This window comes from Agrobacterium sp., assembly GCF_059499945.1.
The window spans coordinates 350,659-370,382 of sequence record NZ_JCABZP010000016.1 but is presented as its reverse complement, the minus strand read 5'-3'; the positions used below and the strand labels follow the sequence as shown (position 1 = coordinate 370,382).

Annotated in this window: 19 protein-coding genes and 1 riboswitch; of the genes, 10 read left to right on the top strand and 9 right to left on the bottom strand. The window is 59.6% G+C overall.

What is annotated here, in order from left to right; all coding sequences use genetic code 11:
• Positions 1–202: 202 nt before the first annotated feature.
• On the top strand, positions 203–394 hold the full coding sequence (locus AC5I5B_RS21025) for a hypothetical protein (protein ID WP_003492264.1): 192 nt from the start codon (positions 203–205) through the stop codon (positions 392–394).
• Positions 395–772: 378 nt separating this feature from the next.
• Here the strand turns inward: AC5I5B_RS21025 and AC5I5B_RS21020 are convergent, their stop codons facing one another.
• Both AC5I5B_RS21020 and AC5I5B_RS21015 read right to left on the bottom strand, forming a co-directional pair.
• Complete coding sequence (locus AC5I5B_RS21020; protein ID WP_003504815.1) at positions 773–1,009, bottom strand: Lrp/AsnC ligand binding domain-containing protein; 237 nt, start codon at positions 1,007–1,009, stop codon at positions 773–775.
• 103 nt (positions 1,010–1,112) lie between these two features.
• Positions 1,113–2,039 carry a LysR family transcriptional regulator gene (locus AC5I5B_RS21015; RefSeq protein WP_080866448.1) on the bottom strand — a complete coding sequence of 309 codons (927 nt, stop codon included), beginning with the start codon at positions 2,037–2,039 and terminating at the stop codon, positions 1,113–1,115.
• A gap of 130 nt (positions 2,040–2,169) precedes the next feature.
• Between AC5I5B_RS21015 and AC5I5B_RS21010 the strand changes: the two genes are divergently transcribed.
• The 4 genes from AC5I5B_RS21010 to modC all read left to right on the top strand — a co-directional run bounded on the left by AC5I5B_RS21010 (position 2,170) and on the right by modC (position 6,396).
• Positions 2,170–3,453, top strand: a complete 1,284-nt coding sequence (locus tag AC5I5B_RS21010) for an NAD(P)/FAD-dependent oxidoreductase (RefSeq protein WP_111834676.1) — start codon at positions 2,170–2,172, stop codon at positions 3,451–3,453.
• A gap of 317 nt (positions 3,454–3,770) precedes the next feature.
• Complete coding sequence (gene modA, locus AC5I5B_RS21005; RefSeq protein ID WP_099085859.1) at positions 3,771–4,562, top strand: molybdate ABC transporter substrate-binding protein; 792 nt, start codon at positions 3,771–3,773, stop codon at positions 4,560–4,562.
• Positions 4,563–4,615: 53 nt separating this feature from the next.
• Positions 4,616–5,323 (top strand): molybdate ABC transporter permease subunit, encoded by a 708-nt coding sequence (modB, locus tag AC5I5B_RS21000; RefSeq protein WP_099085858.1) that lies wholly within the window; start codon positions 4,616–4,618, stop codon positions 5,321–5,323.
• A complete protein-coding gene (modC, locus tag AC5I5B_RS20995; RefSeq protein ID WP_111834675.1) occupies positions 5,320–6,396 on the top strand; it encodes a molybdenum ABC transporter ATP-binding protein in 1,077 nt (358 codons plus the stop codon). Before modB ends, modC begins: the two co-directional genes overlap by 4 nt.
• Here modC and AC5I5B_RS20990 read toward each other — a convergent pair.
• The 6 genes from AC5I5B_RS20990 to thiC all read right to left on the bottom strand — a co-directional run bounded on the left by AC5I5B_RS20990 (position 6,365) and on the right by thiC (position 11,629).
• Entirely contained in the window at positions 6,365–6,760 is a 396-nt protein-coding gene (locus tag AC5I5B_RS20990) for a winged helix-turn-helix domain-containing protein (protein WP_087745042.1), read from the bottom strand. The two genes, modC and AC5I5B_RS20990, sit on opposite strands and share 32 nt — an antisense overlap.
• 3 nt (positions 6,761–6,763) lie before the next feature.
• Complete coding sequence (locus AC5I5B_RS20985) at positions 6,764–7,768, bottom strand: P1 family peptidase (protein ID WP_111834674.1); 1,005 nt, start codon at positions 7,766–7,768, stop codon at positions 6,764–6,766.
• 88 nt (positions 7,769–7,856) lie between these two features.
• Entirely contained in the window at positions 7,857–8,630 is a 774-nt protein-coding gene (locus tag AC5I5B_RS20980; protein ID WP_087745046.1) for a thiazole synthase, read from the bottom strand.
• A 3-nt stretch (positions 8,631–8,633) separates the two neighbouring features.
• The gene (thiS, locus tag AC5I5B_RS20975) at positions 8,634–8,831 is read right to left on the bottom strand and encodes a sulfur carrier protein ThiS (protein ID WP_099085856.1); all 198 of its coding nucleotides are present in this window, start codon (positions 8,829–8,831) and stop codon (positions 8,634–8,636) included.
• Complete coding sequence (gene thiO, locus AC5I5B_RS20970; RefSeq protein ID WP_087745050.1) at positions 8,800–9,804, bottom strand: glycine oxidase ThiO; 1,005 nt, start codon at positions 9,802–9,804, stop codon at positions 8,800–8,802. The genes thiS and thiO overlap by 32 nt, the downstream gene beginning before the upstream one ends.
• Position 9,805: 1 nt before the next feature.
• Positions 9,806–11,629 carry a phosphomethylpyrimidine synthase ThiC gene (gene thiC, locus AC5I5B_RS20965; RefSeq protein ID WP_111834673.1) on the bottom strand — a complete coding sequence of 608 codons (1,824 nt, stop codon included), beginning with the start codon at positions 11,627–11,629 and terminating at the stop codon, positions 9,806–9,808.
• 95 nt (positions 11,630–11,724) lie between these two features.
• Positions 11,725–11,836, bottom strand: a riboswitch (TPP riboswitch).
• 182 nt (positions 11,837–12,018) lie between these two features.
• Here thiC and AC5I5B_RS20960 point away from each other — a divergent pair.
• From AC5I5B_RS20960 to AC5I5B_RS20940, 5 genes are read left to right on the top strand one after another with little or no spacing between them, the layout of a single operon-like run.
• On the top strand, positions 12,019–12,270 hold the full coding sequence (locus AC5I5B_RS20960) for an acyl carrier protein (RefSeq protein ID WP_003504852.1): 252 nt from the start codon (positions 12,019–12,021) through the stop codon (positions 12,268–12,270).
• Positions 12,270–13,451, top strand: a complete 1,182-nt coding sequence (locus AC5I5B_RS20955) for an acyl-CoA dehydrogenase family protein (RefSeq protein ID WP_003504854.1) — start codon at positions 12,270–12,272, stop codon at positions 13,449–13,451. The genes AC5I5B_RS20960 and AC5I5B_RS20955 overlap by 1 nt, the downstream gene beginning before the upstream one ends.
• Before the next feature lie 4 nt (positions 13,452–13,455).
• Positions 13,456–14,364 (top strand): amino acid--[acyl-carrier-protein] ligase, encoded by a 909-nt coding sequence (locus tag AC5I5B_RS20950; protein WP_087745052.1) that lies wholly within the window; start codon positions 13,456–13,458, stop codon positions 14,362–14,364.
• A 6-nt stretch (positions 14,365–14,370) separates the two neighbouring features.
• On the top strand, positions 14,371–15,354 hold the full coding sequence (locus AC5I5B_RS20945) for a DUF1839 family protein (RefSeq protein WP_495752790.1): 984 nt from the start codon (positions 14,371–14,373) through the stop codon (positions 15,352–15,354).
• Positions 15,351–17,807: a glycoside hydrolase family 2 protein gene (locus tag AC5I5B_RS20940; protein WP_087745054.1), complete on the top strand. Its 2,457-nt coding sequence runs from the start codon at positions 15,351–15,353 to the stop codon at positions 17,805–17,807. The genes AC5I5B_RS20945 and AC5I5B_RS20940 overlap by 4 nt, the downstream gene beginning before the upstream one ends.
• Here AC5I5B_RS20940 and AC5I5B_RS20935 read toward each other — a convergent pair.
• A complete protein-coding gene (locus AC5I5B_RS20935) occupies positions 17,775–19,595 on the bottom strand; it encodes an alpha/beta fold hydrolase (RefSeq protein WP_162695554.1) in 1,821 nt (606 codons plus the stop codon). The genes AC5I5B_RS20940 and AC5I5B_RS20935 overlap by 33 nt on opposite strands.
• Positions 19,596–19,724 lie beyond the last annotated feature (129 nt).

Here is a 19,724-nt window from a genome sequence, read left to right as displayed (position 1 = left end):
CTGATTCTGGGCCAACACCAATACAGGGAGTGTGTCATGTCAAAACATATCAACATTAACGCAATCCTTGGTCTTGAGTCCTGGAATGCTGGATTTAAATCCACGTGTTCCCGCTGCTGTCGAATGTGACCTGACGGTCTCAATTTCCTGAAAATCAGTTCGACAACATGCTGTGTTTATTAGCCACAGCGGGAGTATATCTATGCAGAAGCAAGTTATTGAATTCGCTGGCGAACCCGTCGGCATCGTCATCCCGGATAACGACCGGTTGAAGTTCATCGCGGTGAAGTTCCACGTTCACGACCTGGACGAACAGAAGTTCGACAGCGCCGACGACGTGCGGATTGCGATCCGCGATCTCGTGCGCAACCGGAATCTGGCCGCGGTCGCCTGATGCGGGAAAACTTTCGACCGCTCACACAACCCTCAAAACCAGAGCGCGCCAAATATCAGCCCCCCAAAACGCGGGCCGATGGCGCGCTTTTCCTTTGCCTGACAGCTCGCCAGCCTGCAGTCGCGCTGGCCATGCATTGCGCATCAGAGCGCTCTGCGCGGAACTGAAGTCCAAAAATCCGGATTCGAACGGAATGCCGGACGCCAGGCGCAATACCTCTTAAAGCCGCACCTCAATTCATCCCTGTACGCATCACAAGAACCTAGCCGGCCGCAAGTCTTTGGACCGAAAAGGCTCTTCCTGCCATGCGCGCGCACCTCCACCCTATTACGGGCAGCAGGCGTTTGAGGCCGGATGGACGACAATCTTCAAAAGTCTTCAGAATGCGGTAAAAGTCAGCGTCGTCAGCGAGCGCACGATTCCTGGAATATTGACAATGTTCTGGTTGATGAACTTGCCGATATCTTCTTCCTGCGGCAGGTAGACTTTCAGCAGCAGATCATATTCACCGCTGGTGGAATAAAGCTCGGAAACCAGTTCCGTTTTATAGATGGCATCGGCGACATCATAGGTCTTGCCGGGCTCACATTGAAGCTGAACAAAAATGGGCTTCACGGACATCTCCCGTATTTGAACTTTCGGTGCATGGCTGCTCGTGCCACGCGTCATGGCGCACTATTGGCTGAGCTGCGTCCGTCTTGCAAGACCGGTCACCGGATTACGCCGAAAACTCGCCCGTCCTGCCGTTCGTCCCAATTGCGGCCTCGGAAACGATCCACCGGCGAAAACTCTCGAGCGGTGCATAACCGGCGCGATCCGGCATGCAGGCGAGATAATAGGCTTCCTCGCTCTCCACTTCGCCCGCGACAGCCGCGACCAGGCGACCGCTTCGCAGCTCCTCCTCGATCATGAAAGAAGGAATGAGCGACGCCCCGACGCCTGCGCTCGCCGCCTCGGCAATCGTCGTGAACTGATCAAAAAGCATGCCATGCACATTGTCGAAACGAACCTCGTGGCCGCGAAACCATTGTTCCCAGGCATCCGGCCGGGTCGTCATGTGCAGCAACGGCACCTGCAGCAGATCATCAGGCCTTGAAAGTCCGTGTCGTTCCTTGAAGGCCGGGCTGCAGACCGGAATGACCTTTTCATGCATCAGGAAAACCAGCTCGGTGCCCGGCCAATGCGGCAATCCGAAATGGATCGCCGCATCAACAGTGTCCGTGCGGAAATCGAAAAGCGATGATCGCGTCAGAAGATTGACCGAAACGCCCGGGTGTCTGGCAATGAAATCGGGAAGACGCGGCACCAGCCAGCGCGTGCCGAAGCTCGGCAGAATCCCGAGATTGAGCGTGCCGCCATCGGGATTGGCGCGCAGGTTGAGCGAGGCCGTCGATATACGCCGCAAGGCCTCGCGGATTTCCCGCGCATAACCCTCTCCAGCCCTTGTCAGCCGTATCGTCTGCCGCTCACGCAGGAATAGCGCCATGCCAAGCTGCTCTTCAAGCGCCAGAATTTGGCGGCTGACCGCACCCTGCGTCAGCCCCAGCTCCCTCGCCGCGGCGGTGACGCTACCCGTGCGCGAAGCGGCTTCGAAAGCCGCCAGCAGCGAGAGTGACGGCAGAAATCGGCGGGGCGGCAGAACCATATTCCCTCATGGAATGAACTCTTGACGATATGTCGATATTCAACAGGTGCGACCGCTTGTAAAGTCTCATAAACAAGGGCTTGTCACTCATACGAAAAACAAATGAACTGGCCCGGAACATGGTGGAACGATGTATAACGACCCCCGCTCGCACGGCCTCTGGGAAAAGACCGCGCCGCAACCGCCCGTAACGCCTGCCCTGCAGGGCGCAGCAGTTGCCGATGTCGTCGTCGTCGGAGGTGGTTTCACTGGACAATCCGCCGCCCTTCATCTTGCCGAATGCGGTGTGGATGTCGTTCTTCTCGAAGCAAAGGAAATCGGCTTCGGCGGCGCCGGCCGCAATGTCGGCCTCATCAATGGCGGCATGTGGGTCATGCCGAAAGAACTGCCCGGCGTGCTGGGTACAACTTACGGCGAACGGCTTCTCGATCTTCTGGGCAATGCGCCCCTCCTCGTTCGCGAACTGGTGGAGAAACACGCAATTCCCTGCGAAATCGAAAAAAACGGTACGCTCCATTGCGCAGTCGGCGAAAAGGGGCTCGTCGAAATCCGCGAGCGCTGCGAACAATGGGCTGCAAGAGGCGCGCCCGTCCGCATTCTCGATGCCGAGGAGACAGCGAGACGCACCGGCAGCACGACCTATTCCGGTGCGCTTCTGGATACACGCGCCGGCACGATCCAGCCGCTCGCTTATGTTCGAGGCCTTGCCGCCGCCGCCCGGAAAGCGGGTGCACGTCTGCACACCGAAAGCCCCGTGGTAGCGACCGAACGCAGCAATGGAAAATGGGTGGTGAAGACGCCGCAGGGGTCTGTAACCGCCAGCTGGATCGTTGTGGCCACCGAAGCCTACAGCACCGGACCGTGGCAGATAGTTCGCGATGAGCAGATCTACCTGCCCTATTTCAACTTCGCGACCAGACCGCTGGGCGACAACCTGCAAAAAAGCATCCTGCCCGGCCGTGAGGGCTGCTGGGATACGAAGGAAATTCTCTCCTCCTTCCGCATGGACAAAGCGGGCCGGTTGGTCTTTGGCAGCGTCGGCGCCCTGCGCGGCACCGGGACCGCCATTCATCGCGCCTGGGCGAAACGCTCGCTGAAGCGGCTTTTCCCGCAGCTCGGCGATACGGAGTTCGAATGTGAATGGTATGGCCAGATCGGCATGACCGACAATGCCGTGCCACGGTTTCATAAATTCGCGGAGAACGTCGTCGGCTTTTCAGGTTATAACGGCCGCGGCATTGCGCCGGGCACGGCCTTCGGCAAGGTGATCGCGCAGCATATTCTCGGTGAGATTGCTGAAGCCGAATTGCCGCTGCCTGTGACGGAGCCGAAAGCGCAGGCTTTCCGGGCGGTGAAGGAAGCCTATTACGAGGCAGGCGCACAGATTGCCCATTTCGCCGGCGAGCGTTTTTGATCGGACTTACAGTGCACGACACAAACGTTCGGGGCCGATGCCTCATTGCGACGTTTGCCGCTTTCGGGTGTGCTCACCGTCCCTCATCCCTGTGCTTGTCACAGGAATACAGCCAACCCAAGTCCTTGGGCGGAAAAGACTCTCACGCTGCACAGACGCACATCTGCTGGATTCCTGTGACAAGCTCATGAATGAGGTAGGGGAAGCCCGCCATGGGCTTTTTCCTACCCCAGCGATATATCCTTGAAAATATAATGATTGCCCTATAGGCCTATCGATATATTCATAGGAATATATAGAACCGGGGGTAACATACCATGAGACTTTTGCGTCGCAGCTTTTTCAAAACCATCGCCGCAGCCACATCCCTCTGGATGGCGGCCTCCTTTGCGGCCGTTCCGGCCCATGCCGCCGAAAAAGTCACGGTGTTTGCCGCCGCGAGCATGAAAAACGCCCTCGACGCCATCAACGCCGAATGGGCGAAGGACAGCGGTAACGAGGTAACCGTTTCTTATGCCGCAAGCTCTGCGCTGGCCAAGCAGATCGAGCAGGGCGCACCGGCGGATATCTTCATTTCCGCCGACCTTGCATGGATGGACTATGTTGCCGACAAGAAGCTGATAAACGCTGACAGCCGGTCCAATCTTCTCGGCAACCGCATCGTTCTCGTCGCTCCCGCAGACAAGGCAAAGCCGGTCGAAATCAAGCAGGGCTTCGATCTTGCCGCTCTGGTGGGCGACGGTCGTCTGGCGATGGGCGCGGTTGATTCCGTACCAGCGGGCAAATACGGCAAGGCCGCTCTGGAAAAACTCGGCGTCTGGTCGTCTGTTGAACAAAAGGTCGCCGGCGCGGAAAGCGTGCGTGCCGCGCTGCTGCTCGTCTCGCGCGGCGAAGCCCCCTATGGCATCGTCTACCAGACCGACGCCGCCGCCGATCCCGGCGTGAAGATCGTCGGCACCTTCCCGGAAGACAGCCATCCGCCGATCATCTATCCCGTCGCCGTTCTCGCGGAGGCAAAATCGCCGGCAGCAAAAGCCTATCTGGATTTCCTGAAATCCGAAAAGGCGACGCCTTTCTTCGAAAAGCAAGGCTTTACCGTTTTGAAATAAACTGCCTTTCGTGAGCCCAGCATATTGGCCGCGAGAGATGACGATTGCAGGATATGACATTGCATTGGTGGACACTCAGCCCTGAAGAATGGACGGCAATCAGGCTCAGCCTGTGGGTGTCCTCCATCGCCATGCTCGCCAGCCTGCCTTTCGGCATTGCGATTGCCGTGGCGCTGGCGCGCGGCCGCTTCTGGGGCAAGTCGCTGCTCAACGGCATCGTCCACCTTCCGCTCATCCTGCCGCCCGTCGTCACCGGCTTTCTGCTGCTCGTCCTGTTCGGTCGCAGGGGGCCAATCGGGCAATTTCTCGATAGCTGGTTCGGCATCGTCTTTTCTTTCCGCTGGACAGGAGCCGCGCTCGCCTGCGCCGTCATGGCCTTTCCCCTGATGGTGCGTTCCATCCGCCTCTCCATCGAAGCGGTGGACCGCAAGCTGGAGGAAGCGGCGGGCACATTGGGGGCAAGCCCGTTCTGGGTGTTCCTCACTGTCACGCTTCCCCTGACATTGCCTGGCATCATCGCCGGCATGATCCTGGCTTTCGCCAAGGCCATGGGCGAATTCGGCGCGACCATCACCTTCGTTTCCAATATTCCCGGTGAAACCCAGACACTCTCCGCCGCCATCTATACCTTCACCCAAGTTCCAGGCGGGGATGCCGGCGCATTGCGGCTGACCATAGTCTCGGTCGTGATTTCCATGCTCGCGTTGCTCGTCTCGGAATTTCTGGCCCGCATCATCGGCAAACGGGTGAGCATGGAATGACGCTTTCGGTCACCACCCGCCATCGCCTCGGTTCCTTCGAACTCGATGCGTCATTCATCTCCGAAGGCGGCGTCACCGCGCTGTTCGGGCGCTCCGGTTCCGGCAAGACCTCGATGATCCGTATCATAGCAGGCCTGCTGCGGCCGGATGAGGGACAGGTTTTGCTGGATGGGGAGGTGCTGGCCGATAGCGAAAAGCGACTGTTCGTGCCGGCCCATAAACGCCGTTTCGGTTATGTCTTTCAGGAAGCGCGGCTTTTCCCACATCTCAGCGTGGCGCAAAACCTGCACTACGGCAGCTGGTTCACCGCAGACAAAACGAAGGTCGCGCAGGAAGACCATATCATCGACATGCTCGGTATCGGCCATCTCTTGCAGCGACGTCCGAACAAACTCTCGGGCGGCGAAAAACAGCGCGTCGCCATCGGCCGCGCCCTGCTTTCTTCCCCCAGACTGCTGCTGATGGACGAACCGCTCGCCTCGCTGGACGAGCAGCGGAAAGCCGAAATCATTCCTTATCTCGAACGGCTGCGCGACGAGACGAAAATCCCTGTTGTCTATGTCAGCCACTCCATTCAGGAGGTCGCCCGCCTCGCAGACCGCATCGTGGTGATGAAAGACGGCAAGGTGGAAGCGCAGGGAAAAGCAGCCGAAGTGCTGGCGAGACCGGATTTCAGCATGCATCTCGAACGGCGCGAGGCAGGCAGCATTCTTTCCGGGCACATTGAAAGCTTTGATGAGTGGCACGGACTTGCCGCCGTGAGGCTAAAGACCATGCTGCTCCATGTGCCGGCAAAAAGGGGAACATCCGACAGCCCGGCACGCGTGCTTATACCGGCGCGCGATGTGATGCTGGCAACCATAAAGCCCGAAGGCTTGAGCGCCCTCAACATTCTCGAGGGCCGTGTTGCGACTGTTTCGGCCAGTGAAGACGGCATGGTCACGGTTCAGGTGGATTGTGGCGGTGACATCATCCAGTCGCGCATCACCGACCTCTCCCGCGAGAGGCTGCAGCTGGAACCCGGAAAACCGGTGCATGCGATCATAAAGTCGGCGGCTCTTGATCCCTATTGAGGGCCGCATCGGGATTGCGGCTGGCCTCCAACCAGTCGATATCCGCGCGCAAGGCCTCGTTCATCCGCTTTTGCATGCCGCGATAGCGTTCCAGCAATTCGGCGCCGAAAGCGGTCAGCGCCGCACCGCCGCCCTGTTTGCCGCCGCGCTGTGATTCAATAACCGGTTGCCGGAACATATGGTTCAGCGCATCCACCAGCAGCCATGCGCGACGATAGGACATGTCCATCGCCCGCCCCGCGGCGGAGATGGAACCCGTTTCGGCAATCAGCTCCATCAATTCGATCTTGCCGTGCCCGAGACGCTCTCCGGGCGGAAAATCGATACGAAGAACAGGTTTCAGTGGAGGGAGAGCCTTACTCATCGTTCAAAGGCTCCGTCCATGAAGATCGCGATAGGCCTTTTGCGGTCCATCCACCGGCAAGGCCGTCGCCTCATAGACGCCACGCGCCACCGCGCGCGCCATCACGATGGTGCCAAGATGGCAAAGTTCGGCGAAATGAACGCCGCCCTCAAGCGGCTTTTCACCGGTTGAGGCCGCAAACATGGTGTCGCCGTCACTCGGCAGATGGGCGGGCAGAACGGCGCGCGCCAGCCCGTCATGCGCCATGATGGAAAGGCGATGCGCCTGCGCCTTAGTGAGCGCGGCATCCGTCACCACCGCACCGATGGTCGTTGCCGTGAGATTGACCCCCTTGAGCCGCAGCGCGGTGTGATCCGGCTCGAAATGAGCAGGAAAACCGCGATCGCCGTATTCACCCTGCACTTCAAAAGGCGCGGACCAGAAATGGCGGCTCGTTCCAACCGTTGCGGAGCCGAGCGCATTGACGGCAACGATGGCCGCCACCTTGTAACCGCCGGAACTGACGGCGCTTGCGGAGCCGAGCCCGCCCTTGAAGGTGGCGGTCGTCGCACCCGTTCCAGCCCCGGCTGTCCCAAGCTCGAAGGGCATCGCACGCGCCGCCTCGAAGGCTGCATATCCCATCTCGCGGTAGGGCGAATGCAGACCCCAATCCTTGTCACCGCCATTCAGCAGATCCATCAGGATCGCCTGCGGCACGATGGGAACGCGGGTGGACCCCACCTGCAGCCCCCGCCCGATCTCGCGCAACCCGGCCTGAACGCCGCCCGCCGCATCCAGCCCGAAGGCGGAACCACCTGACAGCACGAAGGCATCCACCGTTTCCACCGTCATCACCGGGTCGAGCAGGCCGGTATCACGCCCGCCCGGCGCACCGCCCAAAACAGAGCCGGAAGCAATGGCGGGCTTTTCGAAAACAATCGCCGTAACACCGGAGCCGAGGGAAAGATCGGTGACATTGCCGACCGAAACGCCGTCAATATCCGTCAGAAGATTGGTGAGTGCCGCCATGCCGTTTCCCTTTTTTCCCGGTATCCCGCCACCATCAGGCACTGTCAACGCAAAACGTGACGTGCCTGATGTCTACGACAAGCCGCGATCAGGAAAAAACAGCCGTGCCGATGACCGGCGTCGAGGGAACGGCCATGTCCCTCGGCTCCAGCGGCCTGGAGAGATATGCCTGATGGCCGGCCTCTATGGCGTGGGCGAAAGCCTCCGCCATGCCGACCGGATCCCCCGCGCCCGCAACCGCCGTGTTGAGCAGAACAGCATCGTAACCAAGCTCCATCACCGTGACCGCATGGGACGGGCGGCCGATACCGGCGTCAACAATCATCGGCACATCCGGAAAACGCGCCCGCATGGATTTCAGCGCCGTCAGATTGAGCGGCCCCATGGCGCTGCCGATTGGCGCGCACCAGGGCATCAGTACCCTGCAGCCTGCCTCCAGCAGCTTTTCGGCGACGACCAGATCGTCGGTCGTATAAGGAAAGACCTCGAAACCATCGTTACAGAGAATTTTCGCCGCTTCGACAAGCGCAAAGACATCGGGCTGCAACGTATCGTGATGACCGATGACCTCCAGCTTGATCCAGTTGGTGCGGAACACCTCGCGGGCCATCTTTGCCGTCAGCACCGCTTCCTTGACCGTATGGCACCCGGCCGTATTCGGCAGGATGTAGCGATCGAGCTCGCGGATAAGCTCGAAAAACTGACCGCCCTTCTTATTGCCGGCTGTTTCCCGGCGCAACGAAATCGTCAGAATATCCGTGTTGCTCGCCCGCACGGCATCGGCAAGCACGGCGGGGGACGGATACCGCGCCGTGCCGAGGAGAAGACGGGACGAGACTTCACGGCCATAAAGCGTCAGCATGTCTCAGCCTCCCTGCATCGGCGAGAGAATTTCGACACGGTCGAAAGCCTTCAGTTGATAGTCGGCGCGTTCTTCCGAATGCACCAGATCGCCATTGACCGCCGTTGCCAGCCACTCGCCTTCGTATTCGAGGCTGGCGAGCAGACCGGCCAGCGTCTCGGCGGCGAGATCAAGCTCGTTGCCATTTACCAGAAGTTTCATGATCCTGTTCCTTTTGAGAAAGAGTTTGGCAGACGATTTCAACCGCCTGACGCGCGATAGCCGGCGAGAGCAGAAAGCCATGCCGGTGTGCGCCGTTGATGAAAATGAGCCGGCCGTCTTGCGTGACTTTCGGCAGATTGTCGGGATAGGCGGGGCGCACGCCCGTGCCGGTCTCGATGATTTCCGCTTCCGCGAAAGCCGGATGCACCGCATAGGCGGCATTCAGGAATTCCATCATCGAACGGACAGAAATGTCGCCGGTATCCTCGGTCTCGATCATCGTCGCCCCCACCATGAAACGGCCGGGCTCGCGCGGCACGATGTAAAGCGGAATACGCGGATGCAGCAGCCGGACGGGACGGGACAAAGAAACTTCCGACGTGGAGAGATAGAGCATCTCTCCCCGCACGCCGCGAAGGTCGGAAATCTCTCCCACCGCAGCGGCGCCGGTGCAATCCACCACCCGGTCGAACGGTCGGTCATCCACCGGGATGCCCATGTGGAACCGCACACCCATGGTGCAAAGCCGCTCATGCAGCGATTTCAGTGCAAGGCGCGGATCGAGATGCCCCTCGCCCGGGAAATAAAGCCCGGAGCGAAACCGCCAGACAAGATCAGGCTCCAGAGCGGCGATCTCTCCCTCGTCCACCCAGCGATAGCCGCCGGTCCGCGATGCGAAACGCGAAAGCTCCGCTTTGTCGCGGGCGGGCGCGACAACCAGCGTGCCATGTCGGGCCACAAGGCCGGGGGTTGCCTCATCCCACCAGTCGAGCGCCGCCTGGCCGAGCGTCAGAACCGGCTCTTCCGCATTTTCACGCTCACACCAGGGCGCCAGCATGCCGCCCGCATACCAGGATGCGCCGCGAAAGGGTTCGGCATTGCGCTCGCAAACCTCGACGGTAACGCCGTTCCGCGCCAGTTCGAAGGCCGCCGTCAAACCGGCGACCCCCGTTCCCTTGACCAGAACGCGCATGCTATTCGGCATCCGCAGACGTCGCGAGCGGCATATAAAGCTCACCGCCTTCCTTGAAGCGCGCGGCCATGGCCTCCAGCCCCTCCTTCTGCGCTTCGGCGCGGATATCGTGGGAAATCCGCATCGAGCAGAATTTCGGCCCGCACATGGAGCAGAAATGCGCAACCTTGTGCGCCTCCTTCGGCAGGGTCTCATCATGGAAGGAACGCGCCGTATCCGGATCGAGCGACAGGTTGAACTGGTCTTCCCAGCGGAACTCGAACCTTGCGCGCGACAGCGCATCGTCCCGCACCTGTGCGGCCGGATGGCCCTTGGCGAGATCGGCCGCGTGCGCGGCGATCTTATAAGTGATGACGCCCACCTTCACATCGTTACGATCAGGCAGGCCGAGATGTTCCTTGGGCGTGACGTAGCAGAGCATGGCCGTGCCGAACCAGCCGATCATCGCAGCACCGATGCCCGAAGTGATATGGTCGTAACCGGGCGCAATATCGGTGGTGAGAGGTCCAAGCGTATAGAAGGGCGCCTCGCCGCAGGTCTTCAGCTGCTTGTCCATATTCTCCTTGATCTTGTGCATCGGCACATGGCCGGGGCCTTCGATCATCACCTGGCAATCCTTAGCCCAGGCGATCTGCGTCAGCTCGCCAAGCGTTTCCAGTTCCGCGAACTGCGCCGCGTCATTAGCGTCGGCAATCGAGCCGGGTCTAAGACCATCGCCCAGCGAGAAGGAAACGTCGTAAGCGCGGCAGATGTCGCAAATCTCGTCGAAATGCTCGTAGAGGAAACTTTCCTTGTGGTGATGCAGACACCACTTCGCCATGATCGATCCGCCGCGCGAGACGATGCCGGTGACGCGATTGACGGTGAGCGGGATGTAGTGCAGCCGGACGCCGGCATGGATGGTGAAGTAATCCACGCCCTGTTCCGCCTGTTCGATCAGCGTATCGCGATACACCTCCCAGTTGAGATCCTCGGCAATGCCGTTGACCTTCTCCAGCGCCTGATAAAGCGGCACCGTGCCGATCGGTACCGGCGAATTGCGGATGATCCATTCGCGGATATTGTGGATGTTGCGCCCTGTCGAAAGGTCCATGACGGTATCGGCGCCCCAGCGGATCGCCCAGACCATCTTCTCCACCTCTTCCGCCATGGAGGAGGTGACGGCGGAATTGCCGATATTGGCGTTGATCTTCACCAGAAAATTGCGGCCGATGATCATCGGTTCAAGTTCCGGATGGTTGATGTTGGCGGGAATGATGGCGCGGCCCGACGCCACTTCCTGACGGACGAATTCCGCCGTGACGTAATCAGGGATATGCGCGCCGAAACTCTCGCCGTCACGCGCGAGCTTCTCCTTCGCTGCCTCGCGCCCGAGATTTTCGCGAATGGCGATGAATTCCATTTCCGGCGTGACAATACCTGCCCGCGCATAGGCAAGCTGGGTCACGGCTTTACCTGCCGTGGCTCTGAGCGGCTGGTGGCGCACGGAAAATTCGGGCGTCAGCCGTTCGCCGGTGGCAAAGCCGTTATCCTCCGGCTTGACGTGCCGGCCATCATAAGCCTCGACATCGCCCCGCGCTACGACCCACTCGTGACGCAGACGCGGCAGACCCTTTTCAATCAGAACGGGATGGGTAGGGTCGGTATAGGGACCGGAGGAATCATAGACCGTCACCGGCGGTTCGCCCGCCGTCGGATGGACGGCGATCTCGCGCATCGGTACGCGGATATGCGGATGTAAAATGCCTGATTTGTGGATTTTCGTGGAGGCGGCATGCGGCCCGGTGGTGACGGAAAGCGGGATATTCTTGGCAGCGATATTCATCTTGAGGCTCCAAAGCTTAACAGTGGAGACCCAGTTCGAGCCGGAATGATGGAAAATACCGAAGTGCCGAAACACGGCGTCATGCGCCCGTCCGACATCAGGTCTTTGCACCGTCCCTACGCCAGTATGAACTGGATCAGGTTCAACGGGTCACTGCGCATGAAAGCAGAATCTCAGCCCCTTGACGGGACACCCCTGGTGAATGACCCCAGCAAAAAACACCATCAGGCATTTGTCAAGGCCGACGATCCATGCTTGGCAAAGGTGCGGGAATGGCGCATGCTGCCGTTAGTTGTAATTAACCTAACGGTTTAGGCGAATATTATCGTTTGCAACGTAACGATAAGCACAAACCATCCTGATGTGAAATTTATGGGAGATACGTCGGAATGAATGCGACTATACGTGAAATACTGGCCAAATTCGGCCAGCTTCCAACCCCCGTCGATACGATTGCAGATGAAGCCGATCTTTACGCGGCGGGGCTTTCTTCCTTCGCATCGGTGCAATTGATGCTCGGCATCGAAGAAGCATTCGATATCGAATTCCCGGACAATCTGCTGAACCGCAAGTCCTTTGCCAGCATCAAGGCCATTGAAGACACCGTTAAGCTCATTCTGGATGGTAAAGAGGCAGCCTGATGAACGTCACCGTAGCGCCGCAGGATGAAACGCTGTCCGCGCGCGCGGGCCGTGTCGCAGCAATTGCCGCCAAACACGCAGATGAGGTCGATGTTACCGGCCGCTTTCCGCAGGAAGCCGTTGATACACTCAGGCAGGAACGCCTGCTCGGCATTCAGGTCCCCGCTTCGCTCGGTGGCGAAGGTACTTCCCTGCACGAAATCGCCGATATCTGCGCCCGGCTCGGCCAGGCCTGTTCCGCAACCGCGATGATTTTCGCCATGCACCACATCAAGCTGTCCAGCCTTGTGGAACATGGCGAGGCGAGCGCATGGCATGCGGGCTTCATGAGCCGCGTCGCGGCGGAACAGCTGCTGCTCGGCTCGGCCACCACCGAAGGCGGCATCGGCGGCAATCTGCGCAACTCCATCTGCGCAATCGAGGTCGAAGGCGATTTCTGCCGGCTGGAAAAGGACGCCACCGTCATTTCCTATGGCAGCAATGCCGATGCGATCCTCATCACCTCGCGCACCCATAAGGATGCCGCGCCCGCCGATCAGGTGATGACGGTCTTTCTGAAAAACCAGTACACGCTCGAAAAAACCCATGTCTGGGATACGCTCGGCATGCGCGGTACCTGTTCGGATGGTTTCCTGTTTCGCGGCGAAGCGCCGGCGGCACAGATTTTCCCGAAGCCTTTCGCGGAAATCGCAGCGCAATCCATGCTTGCAAGCTCGCATCTCCTGTGGAGCGCCGTCTGGTATGGCATCGCGTCGGATGCCGTGCTGCGCGCGCAGTCTTTCGTCAGAGCCGCAGCGCGCAAGTCGCCCGGCACGGCTCCTCCCGGCGCGATCCGCCTTGCGGAGGTTTCCACCAAGCTGCAGGTGGTGAAATCCAACATCATCGCCGGCATCAAGGCTTACGAGGATACCAAGAGCGACCCGGAAAAACTGATGTCGATGGCCTTTGCCGTCGCGATGAACAATGTGAAGATCTGCTCTTCGGAAACCATTCTTGAAATCATTGACCACGCCATGCTGGTCTGCGGCATCATGGGCTACAAGAACGGCACGCCCTACAGCCTCGGCCGGCACCTTCGCGACGCGCATTCTGCCCGTCTGATGATTTCCAACGACCGCATTCTCGGCAATTCCGCCAATCTCCTGCTGGTTCACAAGCAGGACACCAGCCTCTTGGGATAAGACCATGGACATGCAAACATCGTTTCTCGATCGACTGTTCGAAGAAGGCCTGCTGATTGAAACGGGTGTGGACGGTCTTTATGGACGCAGCGGCCAGTTCGAGGACGTGATTGCCGCATTCGAGCGGCTGATCGACCGCACGGGCGGCGCTGATGGCGCCGAAGCGATCCGTTTTCCGCCCGGCATCAACCGCGCCTACTTCGAAAAGAGCGGTTACATGAAGAGCTTCCCGCAGCTCGCCGGCAGCGTCCACTCCTTCTGCGGCTGCGAACTCGACCATGTCAGCCTGCTGAAAACCATGGATGAGGGCGGTGACTGGACCAAGGACCAGAAAGCGACAGACATCGTGCTGACGCCGGCGGCCTGCTACCCGCTTTATCCGACGATTGCCAAGCGCGGCGCGCTACCTGCCGGCGGCGGTCTCTATGACATCCAGTCCTATTGCTTCCGCCATGAACCCTCCAAGGATCCGGCCCGCCAGCAGCTTTTCCGCATGCGCGAATATGTTTGCATGGGTACCGAGTCCGACGTCACCGAATTCCGCCAGACCTGGATGGATCGCGGCGTCGAGATGATGAAAGCAGTCGGGCTCGACGTCACCATCGATGTCGCCAACGATCCGTTCTTCGGCCGTGCCGGCAAGATGCTCGCCAACAACCAGCGCGACCAGAACCTGAAATTCGAACTGCTGATCCCGGTCACATCGACGACCAGCCCGACGGCCTGCATGAGCTTCAACTATCACCAGGATGCCTTCGGCCAGAAATGGGGTCTTAACCTCGACAATGGCGATGTCGCCCATACCGCCTGCGTTGGTTTCGGCCTTGAGCGCATCGCGCTCGCGCTGTTTGCGCATCATGGCCTCGACGTGAAGAAATGGCCTGCGAAGGTCGTGGAAACGCTCTGGGGCTGATCATTCATGCGGCAGATTTTTCCCGGTCTCGACCCCCAAAATTATGTGCAGCATCCGCTCCATTCCTCCGAGAGAATGTGGCCGGAAACGAATTGCTACATCGATTTGTGGATCGAGGTGCTGGCCTCGAAAGGCTTATCCCCGGAAGCCATGTTCGGTTTCACCCTGACACAGGATTTCGAAGGCGACCAGTTCACCTTCTTCAAGGTGCCGCTGGAAGATCTCGAAGCACTTTATGGCGTTCGCGCCACCGAACTTGCGATCTTCGACAGGGTGGAAAACCATATCGAGGCGCAGCTGGAACGCGGCCGCATCTGCCTGATCGAGATGGACAGCTTCTATATGCCCGATACCCATGGGGTGGGCTACCAGAAAGAACACGGCAAGACCACCATCGCCATCAACCGGCTCGACCTCGCGAAACGTGAACTCGACTATTTCCACAATGCCGGCTTCTTCCATCTTGCAGGCGAAGATTTTGACGGCCTGTTCCAGCATCATCTGGCGGAAACCGATCCGCCCTTCCTGCCCTATACGGAGTTTGCGAAATTCGCAGACGGCAATCCTTCGCCGACGCATATTCGCAAGACCGCCGAACGGCTCTTGAAGTTTCATTTTTCGCGCCGACCCTCCGCCAACCCGGTCAGGGCTTTCGCAAGCGTCTTTCCGGCACAGGTGGAAAAGGTTGCCGACAGGCCATTCGGTTTTTTCCACAAATATGCCTTCAACACGCTGCGTCAGCTCGGCGCCAATTTCGAGCTTTTGGCAAGCCATCTCGAGTGGCTGGACAGGAATGAATTCGCTGAAGCGAGGGATCACGCGCTGCGCATATCCGAAGTCACCAAGACGGTACAGTTCCAGCTTGCCCGCGCCGTCACCCGGCGCAAGTTCGATGCGCTCGCGTCAGTACTCGATCCGGCGGCGGATGCATGGGATGACGTGATGGAAGCGCTTGCGGCCAAACTGTCTGATGCCAGCGAGGCAGCGTGAGGACCTATCTTCCGGGTGAAAGCGAGGAATTGCTGAGCGAAGGCTGGACGCTGACGCTGACGCCCGCCGATGCCTGCGAAACACCCTCCGATATTCCCGCATCGCTTGAAAGCCTTCACGTCTCCGTGCCCGGAACCGTGGCGCAGGCTCTGGAATCGGCCGAAAAGTTCGACCGCCTTGCTCCAGCGCCCCTCAATGACAGGGATGCCTGGTATCGGCTGACGATGATTTCCGATACGCGCGAACGCGCCACACTGCGCTTCGATGGTCTCTCCACCATTGCCGAAATCTTCTTCAACGGTGAGCTGATCGCCGCAAGCCAGAGCATGTTCGAAAGGCTGGAAGTGCCTGTCGAACTAACGGGCGCAGACGAACTTTCGATCTGCTTCCGGGCGCTTGCGCCGAGACTTGAAAAAACCGGGCCCCGCGCCCGCTGGCGGCCGCAAATGATGAATACGCAGGGCTTGCGGCTGATCCGCACCACTGCACTGGGTTACATGCCCGGATGGTGCCCGGAAATCCACGCCGCCGGCCCCTGGCGACCCATCAGCCTGATAAGGCAGGACGGAGTGCTCTGCACGCTCCGGTCTTCGCTGGACGGAGACGGAACGGGAACGGTCAGCATCGTGCTGCAAAGCAACCGCCCGATAAAATCGGCAAGGCTTGGCTGTGCCGGTTACAGCGCCGATCTTTCTCCGGACGAGGGCGGCAAGCTTTCCGGCGAATTGCGCATATCCGATGTCGAACAATGGTGGCCGCATACCCATGGCAGGCCGGCTCTGCATGAGGTCGTTCTCGAGCTGGACGGCACGCAACATCACCTTGGGCGCACGGGCTTCCGGCAAGTCGAGATCGATCACGGCGAAGACGGCAACGGTTTCGGCCTCAAGGTGAACGGTCAGCAGGTATTCTGCCGCGGCGCGGTATGGACGACGGCCGATATTGTGCGCCTGCCGGGAACGCGGCCGGACTATGAACCATGGCTTAGAAAAGCCGCTGAAGCGGGCATGAACATGATCCGCATCGGCGGCACCATGGCCTATGAGACGCCGGAATTCTTCGCGCTTTGCGACGAGCTTGGCATCATGGTCTGGCAGGATGCCATGCTCGCCAATTTCGATTACCCGGCAAAGGACGAGAGCCTGCGCCAGCATATCGTGACGGAAATCTCGCAGTTCCTGGAAGCGATCGCGCTTTCTCCATCGCTTGCCGTTTTCTGCGGCGGCAGTGAAATGTACCAGCAGGGCGCTATGCTCGGCCTGCCAGAGCAGATATGGAAGGGAACGCTTACCGAGGAAGTCCTGCCGGAACTCCTCGCCGAGAAGCGGCCAGATGCAGCCTATGTCGCCAATTCCCCTTCCGGCGGCGCATTGCCCTTCTTTCCCAACGTCGGGGTCGGCCATTATTACGGCGTGGGCGCCTATTGCCGCCCGCTGGAAGATGCGCGCCGCGCCAATCTGCGCTTTGCCGCCGAGTGCCTCGCCTTCGCCAATATTCCCGAACAGGAAACGCTGGACAGATATCTTCCCGGCGTCGCCGTGCACGATCCACGATGGAAAGCCCGCGCACCGCGCGATCGTGGCGCCTCCTGGGATTTCGAGGATGTTCGCGATCATTATCTGAAGCTGCTTTATGAGGTCGAACCGGATGTTCTGCGTCGCGAAGATGGCGGCCTTTATCTCGACATGTCCCGGGCCGCGACGGCCGAGGTCATGGAAGCGACTTTCGCCGAATGGCGGCGCAGCGGTTCCTCCTGTCAGGGCGCTATGGTCTGGACCCTGCAGGATCTCGTTCCCGGCGCAGGCTGGGGCATTATCGATGCGACCGGCAGGCCGAAATCCGTTTGGCATGCACTGAAAAGGGCGTTCCGTCCCATTCAGGTCGGCCTTTCAGATGAGGGCACGAACGGGCTGGATATCCATCTCATCAACGAGACCGGCGGCGGCTTTGAAGCCATGCTGGAACTGACCTGCCTGCGCGAAGGTGTGCAACCTGTCGTGCACGCCAAACGACCACTCACGCTTTTGCCGCGGCAGGGCCAGACGATTGCCGCAACAGATTTGTTCGGCGCTTTTTTCGATACGACCTATGCCTATCGTTTCGGCCCCCCGTCCCATGATGTAACGGTCGCCAGGCTTCGCGACGTTGCGACAGGACATGTCATCGCCGACGCGTTCCATTTCCCTCTCGGCCGTAAAAAGGCGCTGCATGCCGCGAACCTTCAGGTGGCGCTCAGCGAAACGAGCGGCAACTGGTCTCTTGAAATCGGCGCGGACCGGCTGGCGCAGTCTGTCCATGTCGAGGTGCAGGGTTACCACCCGGCAGAAAACTGGTTCCATCTCGGCCCTGGCGAGACCAGAAAAATCGGCCTTATGCCGGAGACTGCGATGACCGAAACCCCGCCTTCCGGAGAGGTCCTGTCACTGGGTTCCAGCCGGCGATTTTCCTTCTAGGGCAAGCCGCTTCACCGCATGAATGTACATCTTCCTGGCTTCAGGCGTTGAAAGATTGTGATCGGCATCAGGAATGATGGTCAGCGACACGTTCTGATAGGCTGATAGCCCTTCGCCATTGGCATCAAAATAATATTGGAAGTGCTCCAGACCATCATCGTTGTCGCTGTAGAGCAGATGGACGGCGGTATCATTCGCCTTCAATTTGTCGAACGCGCCATAAACGGCACGCCCTTCCTCGCTCCCCCTGCGGAACAGCCTCGCCGTTTTTGTCGAAAGCCTCTTGATCGTCGCCTTGACGATATTCAGTCCGGCACTTGCCACATCGACATCGCCGCTGATGAGACGCTTGAATGTCGCGCCCTGGCGAAAGCGCTGGCTGTATTCCCCGAAGGAACGCGGCCGTTTATGCAAGGCCTCATCCACCGAGCGGCCTTTGCGCCAATGGAAGACCACCGGATTGACCGCGACAACCGCACCGATCCGCTCATCGGCGATTGCGCCGTTGAAGGCGAGATAAGCGCCGCTGCACCGGCCCGCCGCAATGAAAGGCCCCTTGCCGCGCTTGCCGAGAAAATCGAGTGCGGCAGCCACGTCGTCATTCTGCGCGACATCGTAGAGAACCTGCTCAGGCACATTCTTGACCGGAGGGCTGTCGGCAATATTGGCCGCGTCGAAGCGAAGCGATGCCACACCCTCACGCGCCAATGCTCGGGCCATCTGAACGGAAAGCCTGCCCCAGCCCGCATGCCGGTCATAGGCAGCGCCAAGTAGAAGAACCGAAGAAACCACATCCCCATCATCTGGCCCGCAAAAAACGCCGAAAAGCCGTCCGCCATCTCCAAACTGCACCGGCTGCTCGACGAAACCGCGACCGCGCTGCGGAGCATTGAGGGTGAAATCCTCCAGAGGCATCGCCGCACTCTCGGCGTGGGTCTGAGAGAGAACCCAGTCGACCAGCCGATTGACCACATCGTCGGATATTTTCGAGAGCGTAGGACTGGAGACGAGATCGTCGTAACCTGAAAACTCCGCCTCCTCCACCTTAGCGCCGATCGTGGCTAGATGTTTGGCGAAATCGGCATCGGTCACGCGGCCCGGTCGGGAGAGAGCCAGAATGGTGCGCGCCGGAGCAGCCGCGAGATTGGAAAGATTGGTCTTCCTGATCGCATCCGCAACACCCGCAGGCATGGTCATGCCGGCAATCGATCCCGCTTCCATCATCCTCTGCGCGGGCCGAAGGCCTAAACCATCGTCGATCATCGACGACCACATCGCCAACTCACGCAGATAGGCGCGGCCGGAAACGACAGGCGCCAGAAACGCCATGGAACCCGCTTCGGCCACATCGGCAAACGCCTGTGCCGCTATCAGACAACCGAGGCCCTGAGCGACGACAACCACCTCAGTGCAGCCGGAAAGACGCTTCAGACAGTTGAGCGCTACGCGCACATCCGAAACCCAGTCCGCCGCGCGGCCCGCATCATCAGGGTCAAGCGCGTCACCCGCGCCGAGATAATCAAATCGAAGGCTAGCGACACCGCAGGCGGCCAGCCGCTCGGCCAGTACCCGTTGAAACTTGCGGCTGCAGAGCTCCTCCATGCCCCATGGGCTGACGAAAAGAACGGCATGGCCTTGCCTGACTTGCTTGTGCGCCGGATGGAAAATCCCGGTGAGCCCGTCAAAAGAAACCGGATGCGCAACCGCCCCATGCGAGGCAATGCCGGAAAGCGACAATGCATCAAGGGACGGATCGCTGCCTGCACGCTCTGAAATATCTGTCGCCATCGACCTTGCCATCATTGCGCCAGTGTCTGGCTCAACCCTCGCGGGATCATTGCATCGAAGCGTCTTAACGCCTGATCTACAATAAAAACAACAATATTAGAGAAGTCTAAAAATATAGTCGCATTTATA